The following is a 17,624-nucleotide window of genomic DNA, read 5'->3' on the forward strand; positions in this document are numbered from 1 at the left end:
TCGGCTTCGATTTAGGGAAACATGCAGTAGGGTTAAGTCATACGAATGCACAAAAAAAGCCCCCTTGCGGGAGCTTTGATCCGTGCTCGAAGCTTGTCTCAGCCGCGTCGCGCCAGCGAGAACTGGGCGCCGGCATCGGTGGTGCAATTGAGCTGGCTCTGTGTGACCAGCGCGCAATTGACCTTGGACTGGGTATTGCGCACCAGCGAGGTCATGTTGATCTCGACGAGTGTCGGGCTGAGCTTCACGTAGTTGCCGGAAGCCAGCAGCTGGTTGCTGTCGGTGGTGCGGGTCGAGAAGGTTCCGCCTGCAAAGGTCGAAACGATGCCGTTCGGATCCGTCCATGAGCCTTCGACACCCGTTGCCTGGCGAGCGGGCTGTGCCCCTCCGGCTTCCCGGGGCGACGACTGGCAGGAGGCCAGGGTCGCGGCGGTCGCGAGAAGGGTCAGAATTGCGAATGGCTTCATTGGCGATTTCCCTCGCTTTGTGCCGAGCGTCCGTTTCATTTCGCCGAACCATGCCGCGATCAAGAGTTGAAAGCAAGAGTGGTCGGGCCGGCGCGCCGGGCTTTTCCCATATGAACAAAAAAAGCCCGGGGCAGAAATGCCCCGGGCCGGATGCTTCGCAATGTCAGCGGTTTAGCGAACGAGGATGTTCTTGAACTGCCAGGGATCCTTCGTGTCGATGTCTTCCGGGAACAGGCCCGGGCGACCGTCGAGCGGGGTCCAGTCGGTGTAGTGTCCTTCGACCGGGCCGAGATAGGGCAGCTGCACTTCGAGGCAGCGCTTGTAGTCCATCTCGTCGGCTTCGACGATGCCGGCCTTCGGGTTTTCGAGCGCCCAGACCATGCCCGCGAGCACGGCAGAGGTGACCTGCATGCCGGTGGCGTTCTGGTAGGGGGCGATGCGGCGGGTCTCTTCCAGCGACAGGCGCGAACCGAACCAGTAGGCATTCTTGTCATGGCCGTAGAGCAGGACGCCCAGTTCGTCGACGCCTTCAACGAGTTCCTTCTCGTCAAGAACATGATGGACTGGCTGCGAATTGCCGCCGTTGCCGAACATTTCGTGCAGCGAAAGGACGGCGTCATTGGCCGGATGGTAGGCGTAGTGGCAGGTCGGGCGATAGGTAACTTCGCCGTCCTTGTCGCGGACGGTGAAGAAGTCGGCGATCGAGATCGACTCGTTGTGGGTGACGAGGAAGCCGTATTGCGGGCCAGGCGTCGGGCACCAGGTGCGCACGCGGGTGTTGGCACCCGGCTGCTCCAGATAGATGGCCGCCTTGCAGCCCTTCTTGTGCTTCTTGGCGTTCTTCGGCATCCAGTTCTCATGGGTGCCCCAGCCGAGTTCAGCCGGCTGCAGACCTTCGGAGATGAAACCTTCGACCGACCAGGTGTTCCAGAAGACGTTGAGCGGCTTCGGCTTCTTGGTCAGCTGGGTGTCGCGCTCGGCGATGTGCACGCCCTTGACGCCGACCTTCTTCATCAGCTTCGCCCAGCCTTCGCGGTCGTCCTGATGTGGTTCGTCGTATTTCACGCCGAGGTCGTTGGCGAGGTTGAGGAGTCCCTGCTTGACGAACCACGAGACCATGCCCGGGTTGGCGCCGCAGGTCGAAACGGCCGTGGTGCCGCCCGGGTTCTTTTCCTTTTCCTTGCGCATGGTTTCGCGCAGGGCATAGTTGGTGCGCGAGGCGTTGTCCATTTCGGCATCGAAGTAGAAGCCGAGCCACGGTTCGACGACGGTGTCGATGTAGAGAACGTCGAGCTTGCGGCACATCTTGATCAGGTCGAGCGAGCCGGTATCGACCGACAGGTTGACGCAGAAGCCCTGGCCTTCGCCTTCGGTCAGGAGCGGCTTCAGCAGCTCCTTATAGTTGTCCTTCGTCACATGGGCGCGAACGTGGCGGACGCCATGACGCTCGAAGATCTCGTTGTCGGCAGCATCCTCACGCGGCTCGACCACGATCAACCGGTTCTTGTCGTATTTGAAGTGGCGCTCGATCAACGGCAAGGTGCCGCGGCCGATCGAACCGAAGCCGATCATGACGATCGGGCCGGTGATCTCGCCGTAAACCGGATAGGTGGTGTCTGCCATTTTGGTCTTAACTCCTGAGGAAACTTTCCCAGTGACGGTGTTGAAAGTGTCTGAAAATGAGGCTCGCGCCGTGTGATAGGCCCTAGAGCATAGTTTGCTGTCACAATAAAGGGCCGCCGGGTCAACGCTGATCTGCGATATTGTTTAACCAGCGATGGAAATGAGGGCCGAATTGAGAGCGTCCCGCTTGCTGACGAGGCCCTTGTAGGCCGCCTGCGGCAGGTCGAGAGAGCGCAATTGCTCGATGAAGGAAAGGGCCAAAATCCCCGCATCCGCCCGCTGTCGCAACAGCGCCAAGGGATCGGAATAGATCCGGATGGTGAAGACGATCGCGCCGCTTCGCGGCAGCTTGCGCAACGTCTGGCGCTCGATGCGGATGAAGGTGCGCTCTTCGGTCAGCTCGATCGCGCCGGCCGACACCCCTTCCGATTTGGACTTCGGCAGATGCAGGGAGCCGTCGACATTGACGGCCCAGTTGAAGCGTTCGACGAAGCGGCCAGGCGGCAGGTTATCGAACATGCGGCTGATGAGTTCGGCGTTGCGCGTGCCGTCTCCGAAGCCGGGGACCGGGGCGTGGATCTCGTCCATCGTGCGCCCGAACTTTTCGGCGAGCGACCAGGACGAGGGGAAGGCGATGTAGGCGGCGCCAAGGCGCCAGCCGCGGTCGTCGCGCTGCATGATCGCCAGGTCGTCCTGAACGAGCGAGCCCGCTAGCACAAGCGCGTCGTCGCCGGACAAGGGTACCCGTCGCCCGCCGACCATCATTGTTTCGTCCTGCCGACTGTAGATGTCGGGATACCGTGTCGGCAGATAGTCGGAGAGGATCTGCAGCAGCTCGCTTTGCGCATCCTGCGTCCGGTCGTCGGCGGCAAAAACCACGTCGCGGGACTGTGCGAGCAACTGGGCCTTCTGGTCGAGATAGTGCTGCAGCTGGTCGTCCGGCTCGATCCAGCGATCGGGATCGAGCTGCGTGAGGCCGATGGTAAAGGGCTTGGAGGAGCCGTCGTAGGGCGTGTGTTTCATGCGGGATGACCGGATCATTCTCGCGATTTAACCATATTCCCTTTCGTTTCGCATGGGCCGAAGCTTGTCACAAGGACTTCGTGCTATAGCTTTGATACAATCATCCGCTACGCGCCATGATTGTTGTTTCCTTCCCCGACCTGGAGGCGTCGCAGACTGAACGTGACCGGCGACCATATAAAGACCTTGATGGGCCTGCAGGCCCAAACACCCGTGCTGATGGCGCTCTACGATCAGCACGACCGGCTGCAATTTGCCAATGATGCCTTTCGCGCCGCCTATTTCATCGAGTCGGACGAGGCGCCGACCTGGGCGGAAATCATGCGGCGCAACCATGCCGCCGGTCGCGGAACCGTGCTCTCGACCAGCGACATCAATGCCTGGATAGCCTCAACGATCAATCGGCGCGGCAAGATCCCGTTTCGCGCGATGGAGACCGACCTGCATGACGGCCGCTGGCTGTGGATGACGGAAACGGTCGATGCCAGGGGATGGATGCTGTGCGTCGCCGTCGACATCACCACCATTCGCGTCGAGGAGCGCGCGCTGCGGCAGGATCGCGATTTCGCGCTGCGCGCCTCGCAGGTCGATGAACTCACCAATGTGCCCAACCGGCGCTACACCATGGGGCGGCTCGGCGAATTCATCGCCAATTGCGCCCAGAACCCGCATATGTGGGGCTGTGTCGCCATCATCGACATCGACTATTTCAAGGCGATCAACGATCGCTATGGTCACCATCAGGGCGATGAGGTCCTGCTCGACTTCGCCCGCCAGATGCAGGAGTTCGTGCGTCGCTCCGATTGCTTCGGCCGCATCGGTGGCGAGGAGTTCATGCTGATCCTGCCAGACACCACGATCAGCGAAGGCAACATGATCCTCGACCGCTTGCTCGACAAGGTGCGCAGCGCCAGGCCGCTCGCGAGTATCCCGGAGTTCTACTACACCTGTTCGGTGGGGCTGGCCGAGTATCGGGAAGGCGACGGCGTCAAGGACATTTATGCCCGCGCCGACGAGGCGCTCTATCTCGCCAAGCGCGACGGGCGCGACCGGGTGAAGCGGTACACCTTGCCGGGTTCAGACCCAGAGCTTCGCCCGGATCAGGCCCCGTAGCGAATTCCCGACATAGAGCTCGCCTTTTGCCAGATCGTCGAGCGACAGGCGGGCGGCGCGCGCCCGTCGCTGGCAGATGAGTTCGGTTCGGAGCACGCCGGCCAGAAGCCCGCAGGCGATCGGCGGCGTTTTCAGCGTCCCGCTGCCATCGTCGAGGAAGATTGAGGTGATCGTTCCCTCGCAGACCTCGCCCTTTTCGTTGAGGAGAAGAACTTCGTCGACCTCGGTTGCCGGGTATTCAGCGCGTGCCGTCTCGTAGATGTCGCGCCGGGTGGTCTTCACCCGCACCAGCTTGTCTTCGGAAGAGAGCCGCGTTTCCGCAAAACGCACGCGCCAGACAGTGTCTTCTGCAAGGGGCGTGAAAGTCGCCGTGGTCACGGCGACGGCGCCGTTGCGGTCAAGCGTCAGGCGGACACGCAGCGGGCCTGTTGCACCCTGGACGGCGGCTTGCAGCTCAGCCTGCGCCCGCTCGGCGCCGGCAAATCCCAATCTTCGCGCCGATCGTTTCAACCGGGCGAGATGTAACCTCAAGCGAACGAATCCAATATCGGGTTCGTAGCGCAGGGTCTCGATCAGGGAAAAATCCGTCATCGGGCGATCTCGGCATCGCCGATGGCAAAGCGCGCCTTGAGCAGGCATTCGTCATATTCGGACTGGGCGCCGGAATCAAAGACGATGCCGCCGCCGACATTGAAGACGGCTTCGCCGTCGGCAAACAGCGAGATGGTGCGGATCGCCACGCTGAAGCGCATGATGCCGTTCGGCGCGATAAAGCCGATTGCGCCGCAATAGGCGTCGCGCGGACCGTCTTCGAGATCGTGCAGGATTTCCATCGCCCGCATCTTCGGCGCGCCGGTGATCGAGCCGCAGGGAAAGAGTGCGGCGAAAATATCGGTGATGCCGACATCCGGCCGCAGCTTGGCCCTGACATGGCTGACCATCTGGTGAACGGTCGGATAGGTCTCGATGTCGAACAGTTTCGGGACGTCGAGCGTTCCGACCTCGGTGATGCGCGAGATGTCGTTGCGCAAGAGGTCGACGATCATGCGGTTTTCGGCCTGGGTCTTCTCGTCAGTGCGCATGGCAGCAATGATCTCGGCGTCCTCCTCAGCCGACGCGCCGCGCTTTGCGGTGCCCTTCATCGGATGCGTCTCAATCCATCGGTCAGCGTCGACCCGGAAGAAGAGCTCGGGCGAGCGCGAGACGAGGAACGGACCATCCAGCGCGACGAGCGCGCCGTATTTTACCGGTTGCCGTTCGATCAGTGACCAGAAGGCGGCGCGCGGATCGCCGGTCCAGCGGGCGCGGATCGGCATTGTCAGGTTCGCCTGATAACAATCGCCCTGGCGCAGATGCTGATGCAGGCGGTCGAACCGCTCGCGATAGGTGGGAAAATCCCAGGCGGCACGCGGCTCGGCAAGGAAAGGCTCGTTCTCCATCCGACGTTGCGGCTCGCCAAGCGGATGGTCGTCGCTCGGTGCGTCGAAGATGCCGAAGGACATCAGCGGCGTTTCGCGCCCCTCCTCGGCAAAGGGGCTCAGCTTCTCTTCGAAGATATGGCCCGCCTCATATGCCATGAAGCCGGCAATCCATTTGCCGGCCGCATGTGCACGCTCAAGCTCGGCGAGGCCGCGGCGGAATTCGGCTTTGGTCCGCGCCGTGACGACGCGCTCCGGATCAGTGAAAACCGTGGTCCGATTTTCGCTGTCGTCCCGGAAAAGCACAAAAGGTGCGTTTTCGTTCATCGATGCCGCTTCGCACTTTTCCTTGAAAGTCTCTGGAGCGCGGGCTCGGCCCGCGCCGGATCACGCCTTATCAAGCGCCTCGAGTTCGTCGATCAGCCCCTCGATCATCGACAGACCCTGTGCCCAGAACGACGGATCGGTGGCATCGAGGCCGAAGGGAGTGAGCAATTCCGAATGGTGCTTGGTGCCGCCGGCTTTCAGCAGCTCGAAATACTTTGCCTGGAAGCCCTTTTCGGCGTTCTGGTAGACGGCATAGAGCGAGTTGACCAGGCAATCGCCGAAAGCATAGGCATAGACGTAGAACGGCGAGTGGATGAAGTGCGGGATATAGGCCCAGTAGGTCTCGTAGCCCTCGGAAATCCGGATCGCCGGCCCGAGGCTTTCCGCCTGCACCGAAAGCCACAGATTGCCGATATCCTCGGCGGTCAGTTCGCCTTCCTTGCGGGCCGTGTGCAGCTTGCGCTCGAATTCGTAGAAGGCGATCTGGCGCACGACCGTATTGATCATGTCCTCGACCTTCTGGGCGAGCATGGCCTTGCGCTCGCGCTTGTCTTTGGTCTGGTCGAGAAGCGCACGGAAGGTCAGCATTTCGCCGAACACCGATGCCGTCTCGGCGAGGGTCAGCGGCGTGGAAGCCATCAGCGCGCCCTGCTCGCCGGCGAGCACCTGGTGCACGCCGTGACCGAGTTCGTGGGCAAGCGTCATTACGTCGCGCGGCTTGCCCATATAATTGACGAGCACATAGGGGTGCGCGGAGGGAACGGTCGGGTGGGCGAAGGCGCCGGGGGCCTTGCCGGGGCGCACCGGCGCATCGATCCAGCGGTCATCGAAGAAGCGGCGGGCAATTGCGGCCATCTCTGGGGCGAAGGCATGGTAGGCCGAAAGCACCGTATCCTTCGCCTGGTTCCACGAGATCAGCGCATTCGGCGTTTCCGGCAGCGGCGCGTTGCGATCCCAGAACTCCATCTGTTCCATGCCGAGCCACTTCGCCTTCATGGCATAGTAGCGGTGCGAAAGGCGCGGATAAGCTGACTTCACCGCTTCCGCGAGCGCATCGACGACCTCGCGCTCGACGCGGTTGGCGAGGTGCCGGCTGTCGGCGATATCCTCGAAACCGCGCCAGCGATCCGAGATTTCCTTGTCCTTGGCGAGCGTATTGGTGATCAGCGTGAAGGTGCGGATATTGGCCCTGAAGGTTTCGGCAAGCGCCATCGCCGCCTTCTTGCGCACCTCGGTCGAGGGATCCTGCAGCAGGTTCAGGGCCATTTCGAGCGGCATCGTCTCGCCGTCGACGGTGAAGGTCAGCGACGTCATGGTCTCGTCGAACAGGCGGTTGAAGGCGGCTGGCCCGGTCATCGATTTCTCGAGGAACAGCTGCTCGAGCTTGTCATCAAGCTGGTAGGGCTTGTCCTTGCGCAGGTCGAGTAGCCAGGGCTTGTAGTGCGCCGCCAGGCCGTCGTTGGTAAGCGCTGCGTCGATCACCGCATCGTCGATGCGGTTGAGTTCGAGCGAGAAGAACAGGAGATGCGCCGACATATCGGTCAGCTTCGACTGCACGTCGCCGTAGAGCTTGCCGTTTTCCGGCTTGGAGGTGTCGGAGAAATAGGTCAGGCCGGCAAAGGACGCGATGCGCCCCATGATGTCTTCCAGCGCTTCGAATTCTTTCACGGCAGCACCGATGCCTTCGTCGCCGGCCTTCGTCGCGGCGGCGGCAAGCTTGCCTTTCCACTTGGCCTCAAACGCAATCGAATCCGCCTCGGCCTTCTTCATGTCGGAACGGAAGGCGTCAGAGGTTGCGGACGGATAGAGATCCTCCAGCCGCCAGGAGGGCAGATCGCCGAGCTCGGCCACAGCGCCTTGGGCGGGGCCGGTGGCGGCACGGACGATGGTTTTCTCGAGGGCGAAGGTGCGGAAGGTCATCGTCGGATTTCTCTCGTTCGTGGCAGGAAGAGGCAAGCGATACGGGTTCCATTGCTATCGCCGCCAATGGATAAAATGCAAGCATTTCTCAAAAGATGATGTTCAGCCCTTTATGGCACAGATGCCTGACGTGATTTGGCACATGACGTTGGCCAAAAAGTACCGCGTGTCCAAAGCAGGAGGCTTCCGTGACATCACACATTCTTGTCATCGATGACGATCCGGTGCAGCGCCGGTTGCTGACGAACATGATCGAGCGTCTCGGTCATGTCGCGCATCTCGCCGACAATGGCCGCAGTGGCCTGGAGCTGCTCGAGCGCAAGGGCGGCATCATCAACGTCATCCTTCTCGATCTGCTGATGCCCGAAATGAACGGCCACGGCTTTCTCGATGCGCTGGCGGAACGGGGCGTCGATACGCCCGTCATCGTGCAGACGGGGCAGGGCGGTATCGAAACCGTCGTCCATGCGATGCAGGCCGGTGCCTTCGACTTCCTGGTCAAGCCGGTTTCTCCGGAGCGGCTGTCGGTGGCGCTCGGCAACGCGCTGAAGATGGCGAGCCGCGACGGCAAGGTCAAAACCTCGCGCCGCCCGCGCGGCGGTGCCGTCGGTTTCGATGACGTCGTTTCGGCCAGCCCGGCGATGATCCGGGTGATCGATCTCGCTCGCCGGGCTGCGCAGTCCAACATTCCGATCGTGCTCGAGGGTGAATCCGGCGTCGGCAAGGAAATGGTGGCGCGGGCGATCCAGTCGGCCAGCGACCGTTCGGGCAAGCCGTTCATCACCGTCAACTGTGGCGCCATCCCGCACAATCTGGTCGAGAGCATTCTCTTCGGCCACGAGAAGGGCGCCTTTACCGGTGCCACCGAAAAGCACAGCGGCAAGTTCGTCGACGCCGACGGCGGCACCCTGTTCCTCGACGAGATCGGCGACCTGCCGCTCGAAGTGCAGGTGAAGCTGCTGCGTGCGGTCCAGCAGGGCGAGATCGAGACGATCGGCGCGCGCCATCCGCATCGGGTCAACGTGCGATTGATCTCGGCCACCAACAAGGACCTCATCAACGAGGTGCGCGAAGGCCGGTTCCGCGAGGATCTCTATTACCGCCTCAACGTCTTCCCGATCACCATTCCGGCGCTGCGCCGGCGCAAGGAGGACGTCCCGGTCCTGGTGCGCTCGTTCGTCGACCGGTTTGCGTCCGAGCAGAGGCTCAGCACGCCGCTCACCGTTTCGAGCGGTGCGATGGCGCTGCTCACCGCCTATGACTGGCCGGGCAACATCCGCCAGCTGGAGAACGCGATCTTTCGTGCGGTCGTTCTGGCCGACGGCAACGAGCTGACGGTCAAGGACTTCCCGCAGATCGCCACGCAGATCCCCGGCTACGTCGTTTCCGACCGCAGCGGTTTCTCCTGGGGCGATGCCGGCCCCGAGCGCACCGCCGCTGCCGATCCGGCCGCAAGCGTCTATCCCGATTTTGCCAGCACGGCGAAATCGATGGAGGCCGATGCCACGCATGATGGCCGTATGGAGAACGCAATTGCCAGCGTCGACGAGGGCGGAGACGTGCGCAAACTCGCCGAAGTCGAGGAGGAACTGATTCGTTTTGCGCTGAAATTCTATCGGGGCCAGATGAGCCAGGTGGCGCGCAAACTCGGCATTGGCCGGTCGACGCTCTACCGCAAACTCAAGGATTACGGCATAGATCCGGACAATCCCTTGCGCGAGGCGGCATAAAATCGACGCATTCACGCCTCACTAGCCGTGCGATTCCGTCACCGCCGTTTAGACCTTGTTAGTGAAGTGTTCACTATATTATAAGGGGCGGTGACGACTGTGGCATATATGCCATCCTGTCACCTTATTTGACAGTCATCTGAGACAGCGAAGCACGGTTGTCCGTCGGACGGGGATTGAATGCCAAATTTGTTCAGTTTTAAGAAGCCTCTCGGCTCCTTAGCTAGCAGACTCTGCTCGGCGATGACCCGTAAGGTGCCGCAGGTTCTGACATCCATCGCCCTTGCGGTGTCTCTGGTTACGCCTGGCATGGCACCTCCCGTCGAGGCCGCCGGCCAGACGCGTACGCTCAAGCTCTATTTCATCCACACGCAGGAAAAGGCGCAGATCACCTTCAAGCGCAACGGCCGCTATGACCCGAAGGGCCTGCAGCAGATCAACCGGTTCCTGCGCGACTGGCGTCGCAACGAGCCGACCAAGATGGATCCGCGCCTGCTCGACCTCGTGTGGGAAGTCTACACCAAGAGTGGCTCGCGCGATTATATCCACGTCGTTTCGGCCTATCGTTCGCCGGCCACCAACGGCATGCTGCGTTCGCGTTCCAAGGGCGTTGCCAAGAAGAGCCAGCACATGCTCGGCAAGGCGATGGACTTCTACATTCCCGACGTGAAGCTGAAGACGGTGCGCGAAATCGGCATGAAATTCCAGGTCGGTGGCGTCGGCTACTACCCGACCTCAGGCTCTCCGTTCGTTCACATGGATGTCGGCGGCGTTCGCGCCTGGCCGCGCATGACCCGCAACGAACTGGCCCGTCTCTTCCCCGACGGCAAGACCATGCACGTTCCGTCCGACGGCAAGCCGCTACCGGGCTATAACCAGGCTGTTGCCGACTACAAGCGTCGCGTCGGCGCCTCGGCGATCGAAGTTGCCGGTGGTGGTGCCAAGGGTGCGGGCGATGCCGAGGGCGGCAAGCGCCGCGGTAACCTGTTCGCCATGCTCTTTGGCGGTGGCGGCGACGAGGATGAAGAACCCTCGGCAATCGCGGCCGGCCCCGGCGATGAAGAAGCCGCTCCGGCAAAGGTCCAGACGGCGTCGGCTCCTGCCGCCCAGGAAGCACTTCCGGGTGTTGCCGGTTCGGTCGCAGCCGAGACCACCACAGCCGAGACCACCACAGCCGATCAGAACATCAATGCTCCGGTTCCGGCCGTTCGTCCGGCCTTCAAGGATGCGCCTGAAAATGGCGGCGTAGCCGTGGCCCTGGTCGCGCCGCAGAAGAACGCGGCCCAGGACGCGCTTGCTGCCGCCCTGCCGCAGACGCCGGAAATGCCGAGCGAATTTGCGGATCTGACCTCGGTCAAGGTGCCGGTCCCGCAGATGCTCGATCGGGGTGGCGTGAACGCTGCTGCCGGCGAGACGCTTGTGGCATCGGTCGATCCGCTGGCAACGGACATGCAGGCGCTTGGCTTCGTGCCGGTTCCGGCCATGCGCCCGGCGGGTGATGCGGCTCTTGCCGCTGTCGCGGATGCCAAGGTTGCCGTGCCTGCCTTTGCAGAGCGCCCGGTTCTGGCTTCGGCCGAGCCGCCGCGTGACACCACGGCTCAGGCATCGACACGCGTCGCGCTTGCCGCGCCGACACAGGCAGAGCGCGAGCCAGTCGCCCAGCCAGTCGAAATGGCCGCCTATGCGCCGCAGGCCTCGACGAATGGCCGCGCCAATGCCTTTGATGGCGCCTTCGACACCCAGGCCGAAGCCCCGGCAAAAGGTGGTCGTCCGAAGAAGCATGATGCCGACGCCGCGACCCGTTCGTCGGTTCGCACCGAGCCGAAGCTGACGCAGAAGATCATCTCCGAATGGGCCCTTTCTGCCGGCCGCGTCGCGACGCTTTCCAAGCCCGTGAAGGCACCGCGCTTCGTCAGCAAGACGCTGCGCACGGCCCCGACGACTGTTTATGCTGCGGGCTTCAACAGCACGGCCGGAACAACGGTCGATACGGCCCGCTTCAGCGGCAACGCCGTCAACTTCATGGAAGTGAAGAAGTTCAGCACCAACTGAGTTTCGAGCAAATAAGACTCAACACAAAAAAAGCCCGCCGGTGATACCGGCGGGCTTTTTGCTGTCTATGGCAGGAGAAATTATTCTTCTTCAGCCGCGGCCGGGATCATGCCGAGCGCCTGCAGGTAGGTGTCGAGGATCGCTTCCTGTTCCATGCGCTCATCGGCGTCCTGCTTGCGAATGGAGATGACCTTCCGCAGGATCTTGGCATCGAAGCCGGTGGACTTGGCTTCGCCGTAGACGTCCTTGATGTCGTCGGCGATGGTCTTCTTTTCTTCTTCCAGGCGCTCGATCCGTTCGATGAAAGCGCGGAGTTGGTCGCGTGCGACGCCGTGTGCATCTGACATGGTCTTCTCCTTTTGCGGGGAATGAAATTCTTGGGTGCCGTGACGTGCCGCGAACGGCGGCCAAGGTCAAGGGCCATTGCGCAACAACGCTGGCATTTCCGTGGCGGTGGCCCGGCGCAGAGGTTTATTCCTTGGGGCGGTTGGTTTCGAAGGCGGCTTTCTGCTCGCTCGAGGCTTCCCTCTGATGCAGCGCCCGCCATTCCTCATAGGGCATGCCGTAGACGATCTCGCGGGATTGCTCCTTGTCGAGTGTCATGCCGGCCTCGTTGGCCGCGTCCCGATACCAGTTGGACAGGCAGTTGCGGCAGAAGCCGGCAAGGTTCATCAGGTCGATGTTCTGCACGTCGCTGCGCTCGCGCAAGTGCGCGACCAGACGCCGGAAGGCGGCGGCCTCGAAGGCGGTCTGCTGGTCCGGGGTGAGCTCGGTCATGATCTTGTCTTTCCTGGTCTCAAATGTCGTAGGCGCCGGTGCGCGACGGGTGCTGCTCATAGCGATGCAGGTCGGGCCGGGTATTGAGATCAGCAAGGATCGGGGCGAGCCGATCGGCCCATGCGGCGACGCCCGCCTCGTCTGCGATCAGATCCTGTCGAACCTCGATCAGGGCATGGGGAATGCCCGGTGCCATGCAGTGCCGGAACATCGTATCCCCGCGCAGCGCCCCGTCATAGGGCTCGTTGTTGCCGACGACGATATCGCCCGATGCTTCGAGCTTTTCGATCAGCGGCAGCACCGCGCGCGGGTCGTTGTCCCAGAGCACGGCCGCGTGCCACGGACGGACGGCACCCTTCCAGGCGGGCGTAAAGGAATGGATGGAGATGACCAGCGGGGCGCTGCCCGTGGCCACGGCACTGCGCTCCAGTGTCTCGGCGACTGCGCGGTGATAGGGCCGATGGAAACGGTTCAGCCGGTTGTCCCATTCCTCCTCGCTGATCGGGTGGTTTCCCGGAATGATCGCGCCGTCGGAAATCTTCATGATCAGGGTCGGATCGTCCTCGCCGCGATTGGGGTCGATCAAAAGTCGCGAGAAGCACCCTAGAACTGCCGGTGCGTCGAGTGCGGCCGAGAGCCGGCGGACGAGATGTTCGACGCCGATGTCATAGGCGATGTGACGTTGAAACGCGGCTGCCGACAGGCCGAGGCTGCCATATTCTTCCGGCAGGCGGTTCATGGCGTGGTCGGCGAGTAGTACGAGGCCGGTTGTGGGGTTGGCTTCGATAATCTCATAGGGCGAATAGTGCTGCATGCCGTTCCAGTCTGCTTTTGGGGGGGGGTATGCTTTTGATTGCACGCGTCGGCGACATTCACAAGAAAAACGCAACTGTTTTGCGCAATCGACACCTAATTAGCCCGATGTAATCGATTAGAGTTACGTTGACTTTCCGGGCTGGTCGTCGCAAGAAAGGCCACGCAAATCAAAACGGAGTTCCATCGGAAACCGTGTCCAGATATCCATTTTCCAAAGCGAAGCCGGGGCTGTCGACATTGGGGGGGATCCTCCTGTTTTCCCTGGCTATTTCAGGCTCATTTCTATTTGCCGGTGAGGCTCGCGCCGATTTTCGCGTCTGCAATGGCACGCAAAATCTGGTCGGCGTGGCGATCGGTTACCGCGCCAAGGAAGGCTGGGTAACCGAGGGGTGGTGGCAGGTTCCCGCGACCACCTGTGCGACCCTGATCGAGGGCGAGCTCGAATCGCGATACTATTATCTCTACGCTGAAGACGCGGCCCGGGGTGGCCGTTGGACCGGCGACGTCAACATGTGCGTCGCCGAAAACGAATTCAAGGTTTCGGGCGTGCAGGACTGCTTTGCCCGCGGCTTCCAGCGGATGGGATTCAAGGAATATGACACGGGGCGACAAGGAAGCTGGATGGTTCAGCTCTCCGATACGCCCGGCACGCAGGAAAGCCAGAATTGATGAAGCGGAACAGAAAAGTCAAAATCCTCGCCACGCTCGGACCGGCGTCTGCCGACGAGCAGATGATCCAGAAGCTGCACGAGGCGGGGGCTGATCTGTTCCGTATCAACATGAGCCACGCAAGCCACGAAGTGATGCGCACGCTGGTGCAGCGCATCCGCGCGGTCGAAGCGCGCTGTGGCCGCCCGATCGGCATTCTCGGCGACCTGCAGGGTCCGAAGCTGCGCGTCGGCAAGTTTGCCGAAGGCAAGGTCGACCTCAAGGTCGGTCAGACCTTTACCCTCGACAACAAGGACGAGCCTGGCGACAGCACCCGTGTGTTTCTGCCCCATCCGGAAATCCTCGAAGCGGTCAAGCCTGGCCATCGCCTGCTGATCGATGACGGCAAATTGCACCTGCGCGCCGAAAAGACCGACGGCAAGAGCATCGTCACAACGGTTGTTGCCGGCACGAAGATTTCCGACCGCAAGGGCGTCAGCCTGCCCGACACGCTGCTGGCCGTCGGCGTCCTGACCGACAAGGACCGCTCGGACCTCGATGCGATTCTGGCAACCGGAGAGTTCGACTGGGTGGCGCTGTCCTTCGTCCAGCGTCCCGAGGACCTGGCCGAGGTTCGCAAGATCGCCCGCGGCCGCGTCGGTCTGATGTCCAAGATCGAGAAGCCGCAGGCGCTCGAGCGCATCGACGAGATCATCGAGCTCTCCGACGCGCTGATGGTTGCACGCGGCGACCTTGGCGTCGAAATGCCGCTCGAATCTGTGCCTGGCCTGCAGAAGCAGCTGACGCGCGCCTGTCGCCGCGCCGGCAAACCGGTGGTCGTGGCCACGCAGATGCTGGAATCGATGATCTCCGCGCCGGTGCCGACGCGCGCTGAAGTCTCCGACGTGGCGACTGCCGTCTTCGAAGGCGCCGACGCCATCATGCTGTCGGCTGAATCCGCCTCCGGCGAGTATCCGGTGGAAGCCGTCTCGACCATGGCGTCGATCGCCAGCAGCGTCGAGCGCGACCCGCACTATTCCAGCATCATCTACGCGCAGCGCACGCCGCCCGAGGCGACCGGTGCCGACGCGATTTCGCTGGCCGCCCACCAGATCGCCGAGACGCTGCGGTTGTCTGCAATCGTCTGCTACACCTCGTCCGGCACAACGGGCCTTCGCGCCGCGCGCGAGCGCCCGCAGGTTCCGATCATCGCGCTGTCGCCGATCGTCCAGACGGCTCGCCGGCTTTCGGTCGTCTGGGGCCTGCATTGCGTCGTCACCGAGGATGCGACCGATCTCGACGACATGGTCAACCGTGCCTGCCGCATCGTTGCTCATGAGGGTTTCGGCAAGCCCGGCGAACGGGTCATCATCTCGGCCGGTGTGCCGCTCGGCACCCCCGGCGCCACCAACATGCTGCGCATCGCCTATATCGGCTCGGACGGCCTGAGCGGTATCTGAGGCTCGCCGCTCGTTTCAGAATGCCAGGAGGCCATGGGAGCAGTGAACCTGCTCCCGTGGCCTCTGTCTTTCTATTGGGCCAGGCCGATCTGCTTCATGAAGCCCTGAGTGTCCCAAAAGAGGTATTCCTCATCCATCACGCCTTCCTTGGTCCAGTGACCTGTTCACAGAGCCGGGCCAACTCTTCTACGAACGTGCCCGGCAGATACTCGCCGACATCAGCGAGGCCGAGGCGCTGGTGGGCGAACACGTGACCGTGCCCACCGGGCTGCTGCGCATCAGCGCGCCGCTCTCCTATGGGATCGGGCCGCTCGCCCGCGTCTTGCCGGGCTTCCGGGCGAAGCATCCCGGCCTGCGTCTCGACATCGATTTGACCGACATGCTCGTCGATCTCGCCCACTCCGGTGTCGATGTCGCCTTGCGTATTGCCCGCGCGCCCAGCGCCAGCCTTATCGCGCGTGAAATCGCACCGGTGCGGATGATCGTTTGTGCTTCGCCAGATTACCTCGCGCGCCGCGGCACGCCGCAGCAACCGTCCGATCTCGGCGGCCATGAAACGTTTAGCTATTCCTATCTCTCGCTCGGGGATAGCTGGATGTTTTCCGATGTCGAGGGGCGCGAGACGCAGGTTCGGATTCATCCGGTCGTGCATGCCACCAATGGCGATCTGCTGCGCGCGCTGGCACTCGTCGGCGGCGGGGTCATCGTACAGCCGGACTTCATCGTCGGAGACGATATCGCCTCCGGTCGGTTGGTCCCCTTGCTGGAAAGCTGGCATATGAGCGCGTTCAACCTCTATGCCGTCTACCTCAGCCGACGTCACCTTTCGCCCAAGGTTCGCGTGTTCATCGATTATCTCGTCGAGACGCTGGGAAGGCCGACGGCTCAGGTCGGTTGAGATAAAACTTCCGCTCCTATCAATGCGCCTTGCCGTCGGTGAGCCTCTCTTCGGCGAGCTTCACCGCTGCGCGGAGATCGCCGGGTTTGCCCACCAGTTTCTCCACTGCGGCGACAATCACGTCGGTGACGACATAATCGGGCTTGTGGCCGAGGTTGCCGATCCACAGCAGTTCCGATCCGGCAATGTCGCGCGCCAGGCTGCGCGAGTGAATATCGGCCAGCACGATGTCGTCGCTGTCGCCGCTGACGATGATCGTTGGTGCGGCGATCTCCTGATATCGCGGCGCGACCTCGGTGACATAGGCATGCAGATTTGCGACATCGACGGCGTTGTTGCGGAAGGCCAGCGGCCGCAGCACGAGGTGCGGCGCGGTCTTGTCGATATAGTCGGCAGGCCGCGGATTGGGATGGAAGACCGAACGCGTGCCGCTTTCGATGCGTCTCAGTCCGACCGGTGCGGCAACCGTATGCGCGAACAGCCAGCCGACATAGGGCAGGGCCGTTAGCCGATAGTACCAGTCGATGCCGCCCGGCCAGGGATGGGTCGCGGGCGCCAGCAGGATGAGGCCCGCCGTCTTCGCCGGATGGCGAAGAGCGAAGCTCGCGGCGATCGCGCCACCGAAGGAATGGCCGACGATGATCGCCCGGGTTATGCTTCTCTTCTCCATCAGCTTTGCAATCGCATCCGCCTGGCCATCGGGGCGATCATTCGCCCGCCCGCCGCGCTCGGAGTATCCGTGGCCCGGCCGGTCGACGAAAAGCATCTCTGCGCGGCCTTCGAAGACAGGAGCAAAGGCATGCATCTGATCGAGCAGGTTGCCGCTCGCACCGTGGATGAAGACGAGAGGAGCTAGGTCGGCCCCGGCTGTCGCCTGCAGGTGGACGCTGTTCATGCGGAAGCCGCCGACGTCGATCAGTTCGCCTGTGTTCGGGAACCGCGCGCTGATGTTTTGTGCGCTACGCAGGCTGTAGGCAATACCTGCGAGGGTGAGGGCAACGATCAACACGACGGCTAGAACCATTGTCTCGGCGGCTCCTCTTACTCGGCAGTGTACACGAACATCCCAGGGATAGGGTCAATGGTCTTCTGCTATTGCAGAGCCATCGTGGCCAGATTTCGTTCAGCGCGCGCTGACGGGTCAGAATGAACTCAGGCAATGCAGTGACGCGGTCGCCCTTGCCGTAGCGGCGATCGTGTCGATCGACGATGTGCACGGGCGGAGCGCCGAACTGGTCGGCCGTAATATCGACGATGACGTTGCCGCACTCGACCCGGGCGTGGCTTTGCCAGCCGGCGTCGCCAAGGAAGCCGAAATCGCCCAATTCCGGCCCGGAAGATGACAGGCGGGG

Annotated in this window: 17 protein-coding genes; 7 read left to right on the forward strand and 10 right to left on the reverse strand. The window is 62.4% G+C overall.

Translation table 11 applies throughout. From position 1 onward, the window contains the following. Positions 1 to 98 precede the first annotated feature (98 nt). The 3 genes from omp10 to IB264_RS20885 form a co-directional block, all read right to left on the reverse strand. Positions 99 to 467 carry an outer membrane lipoprotein Omp10 gene (omp10, locus tag IB264_RS20875; protein ID WP_057217943.1) on the reverse strand — a complete coding sequence of 123 codons (369 nt, stop codon included), beginning with the start codon at positions 465 to 467 and terminating at the stop codon, positions 99 to 101. A gap of 171 nt (positions 468 to 638) precedes the next feature. Continuing rightward, positions 639 to 2,090 carry a homospermidine synthase gene (locus IB264_RS20880; RefSeq protein WP_025424804.1) on the reverse strand — a complete coding sequence of 484 codons (1,452 nt, stop codon included), beginning with the start codon at positions 2,088 to 2,090 and terminating at the stop codon, positions 639 to 641. 144 nt (positions 2,091 to 2,234) lie between these two features. Beyond that, the gene (locus tag IB264_RS20885) at positions 2,235 to 3,113 is read right to left on the reverse strand and encodes a DUF3445 domain-containing protein (protein WP_371412283.1); all 879 of its coding nucleotides are present in this window, start codon (positions 3,111 to 3,113) and stop codon (positions 2,235 to 2,237) included. A gap of 162 nt (positions 3,114 to 3,275) precedes the next feature. Between IB264_RS20885 and IB264_RS20890 the strand changes: the two genes are divergently transcribed. Next, on the forward strand, positions 3,276 to 4,226 hold the full coding sequence (locus IB264_RS20890) for a GGDEF domain-containing protein (protein ID WP_082557447.1): 951 nt from the start codon (positions 3,276 to 3,278) through the stop codon (positions 4,224 to 4,226). On the opposite strand, the gene IB264_RS20895 is transcribed toward IB264_RS20890, so the two are convergent. The 3 genes from IB264_RS20895 to IB264_RS20905 are packed head-to-tail and all read right to left on the reverse strand — an operon-like array spanning position 4,191 to position 7,891. After that, the gene (locus IB264_RS20895) at positions 4,191 to 4,817 is read right to left on the reverse strand and encodes an aminotransferase class IV family protein (RefSeq protein WP_057217940.1); all 627 of its coding nucleotides are present in this window, start codon (positions 4,815 to 4,817) and stop codon (positions 4,191 to 4,193) included. The two genes, IB264_RS20890 and IB264_RS20895, sit on opposite strands and share 36 nt — an antisense overlap. After that, complete coding sequence (locus IB264_RS20900) at positions 4,814 to 5,971, reverse strand: aminodeoxychorismate synthase component I (RefSeq protein ID WP_057217939.1); 1,158 nt, start codon at positions 5,969 to 5,971, stop codon at positions 4,814 to 4,816. Before IB264_RS20900 ends, IB264_RS20895 begins: the two co-directional genes overlap by 4 nt. Positions 5,972 to 6,031: 60 nt before the next feature. Further along, positions 6,032 to 7,891 (reverse strand): M3 family oligoendopeptidase, encoded by a 1,860-nt coding sequence (locus IB264_RS20905; protein ID WP_057217938.1) that lies wholly within the window; start codon positions 7,889 to 7,891, stop codon positions 6,032 to 6,034. 248 nt (positions 7,892 to 8,139) lie between these two features. Between IB264_RS20905 and IB264_RS20910 the strand changes: the two genes are divergently transcribed. Then, on the forward strand, positions 8,140 to 9,621 hold the full coding sequence (locus IB264_RS20910) for a sigma-54 dependent transcriptional regulator (RefSeq protein WP_234907910.1): 1,482 nt from the start codon (positions 8,140 to 8,142) through the stop codon (positions 9,619 to 9,621). A gap of 180 nt (positions 9,622 to 9,801) precedes the next feature. Next, positions 9,802 to 11,673: a DUF882 domain-containing protein gene (locus IB264_RS20915; protein WP_057205658.1), complete on the forward strand. Its 1,872-nt coding sequence runs from the start codon at positions 9,802 to 9,804 to the stop codon at positions 11,671 to 11,673. An 80-nt stretch (positions 11,674 to 11,753) separates the two neighbouring features. On the opposite strand, the gene IB264_RS20920 is transcribed toward IB264_RS20915, so the two are convergent. From IB264_RS20920 to IB264_RS20930, 3 genes are all read right to left on the reverse strand, one after another. Then, a complete protein-coding gene (locus IB264_RS20920; RefSeq protein WP_025424796.1) occupies positions 11,754 to 12,020 on the reverse strand; it encodes a DUF2312 domain-containing protein in 267 nt (88 codons plus the stop codon). 124 nt (positions 12,021 to 12,144) lie between these two features. Then, positions 12,145 to 12,450 carry a DUF1244 domain-containing protein gene (locus IB264_RS20925; RefSeq protein WP_057217936.1) on the reverse strand — a complete coding sequence of 102 codons (306 nt, stop codon included), beginning with the start codon at positions 12,448 to 12,450 and terminating at the stop codon, positions 12,145 to 12,147. Positions 12,451 to 12,469: 19 nt separating this feature from the next. After that, positions 12,470 to 13,264: an N-formylglutamate amidohydrolase gene (locus tag IB264_RS20930; RefSeq protein WP_107027705.1), complete on the reverse strand. Its 795-nt coding sequence runs from the start codon at positions 13,262 to 13,264 to the stop codon at positions 12,470 to 12,472. A gap of 194 nt (positions 13,265 to 13,458) precedes the next feature. On the opposite strand from IB264_RS20930, the gene IB264_RS20935 reads away from it, so the two are divergent. From IB264_RS20935 to IB264_RS20945, 3 genes are all read left to right on the forward strand, one after another. Then, entirely contained in the window at positions 13,459 to 13,935 is a 477-nt protein-coding gene (locus IB264_RS20935) for a DUF1036 domain-containing protein (RefSeq protein ID WP_025424793.1), read from the forward strand. Next, positions 13,935 to 15,374 carry a pyruvate kinase gene (gene pyk / locus IB264_RS20940; protein ID WP_057217934.1) on the forward strand — a complete coding sequence of 480 codons (1,440 nt, stop codon included), beginning with the start codon at positions 13,935 to 13,937 and terminating at the stop codon, positions 15,372 to 15,374. The genes IB264_RS20935 and pyk overlap by 1 nt, the downstream gene beginning before the upstream one ends. A gap of 250 nt (positions 15,375 to 15,624) precedes the next feature. Continuing rightward, positions 15,625 to 16,272, forward strand: a complete 648-nt coding sequence (locus IB264_RS20945) for a substrate binding domain-containing protein (RefSeq protein WP_192434034.1) — start codon at positions 15,625 to 15,627, stop codon at positions 16,270 to 16,272. Positions 16,273 to 16,291: 19 nt separating this feature from the next. On the opposite strand, the gene IB264_RS20950 is transcribed toward IB264_RS20945, so the two are convergent. Next, positions 16,292 to 17,296: an alpha/beta fold hydrolase gene (locus IB264_RS20950; protein WP_057217932.1), complete on the reverse strand. Its 1,005-nt coding sequence runs from the start codon at positions 17,294 to 17,296 to the stop codon at positions 16,292 to 16,294. A gap of 172 nt (positions 17,297 to 17,468) precedes the next feature. Between IB264_RS20950 and IB264_RS20955 the strand changes: the two genes are divergently transcribed. After that, positions 17,469 to 17,615: a hypothetical protein gene (locus IB264_RS20955; RefSeq protein ID WP_171520440.1), complete on the forward strand. Its 147-nt coding sequence runs from the start codon at positions 17,469 to 17,471 to the stop codon at positions 17,613 to 17,615. Positions 17,616 to 17,624: the final 9 nt, after the last annotated feature.

Origin of the sequence: Ensifer sp. ENS11 (genome assembly GCF_014851895.1) — a bacterium.
Classification (GTDB): domain Bacteria; phylum Pseudomonadota; class Alphaproteobacteria; order Rhizobiales; family Rhizobiaceae; genus Ensifer; species Ensifer canadensis.

Excerpts from the sequence above, each read along its gene's own strand:
- omp10 (WP_057217943.1), bottom strand. The coding sequence starts at position 467 with ATGAAGCCATTCGCAATTCTGACCCTTCTCGCGACCGCCGCGACCCTG.
- IB264_RS20880 (WP_025424804.1), bottom strand. The coding sequence starts at position 2,090 with ATGGCAGACACCACCTATCCGGTTTACGGCGAGATCACCGGCCCGATC.
- IB264_RS20885 (WP_371412283.1), bottom strand. The coding sequence starts at position 3,113 with ATGAAACACACGCCCTACGACGGCTCCTCCAAGCCCTTTACCATCGGC.
- IB264_RS20895 (WP_057217940.1), bottom strand. The coding sequence starts at position 4,817 with ATGACGGATTTTTCCCTGATCGAGACCCTGCGCTACGAACCCGATATT.
- IB264_RS20900 (WP_057217939.1), bottom strand. The coding sequence starts at position 5,971 with ATGAACGAAAACGCACCTTTTGTGCTTTTCCGGGACGACAGCGAAAAT.
- IB264_RS20905 (WP_057217938.1), bottom strand. The coding sequence starts at position 7,891 with ATGACCTTCCGCACCTTCGCCCTCGAGAAAACCATCGTCCGTGCCGCC.
- IB264_RS20910 (WP_234907910.1), top strand. The coding sequence starts at position 8,140 with ATGATCGAGCGTCTCGGTCATGTCGCGCATCTCGCCGACAATGGCCGC.
- IB264_RS20915 (WP_057205658.1), top strand. The coding sequence starts at position 9,802 with ATGCCAAATTTGTTCAGTTTTAAGAAGCCTCTCGGCTCCTTAGCTAGC.
- IB264_RS20920 (WP_025424796.1), bottom strand. The coding sequence starts at position 12,020 with ATGTCAGATGCACACGGCGTCGCACGCGACCAACTCCGCGCTTTCATC.
- IB264_RS20925 (WP_057217936.1), bottom strand. The coding sequence starts at position 12,450 with ATGACCGAGCTCACCCCGGACCAGCAGACCGCCTTCGAGGCCGCCGCC.
- IB264_RS20930 (WP_107027705.1), bottom strand. The coding sequence starts at position 13,264 with ATGCAGCACTATTCGCCCTATGAGATTATCGAAGCCAACCCCACAACC.
- pyk (WP_057217934.1), top strand. The coding sequence starts at position 13,935 with ATGAAGCGGAACAGAAAAGTCAAAATCCTCGCCACGCTCGGACCGGCG.
- IB264_RS20950 (WP_057217932.1), bottom strand. The coding sequence starts at position 17,296 with ATGGTTCTAGCCGTCGTGTTGATCGTTGCCCTCACCCTCGCAGGTATT.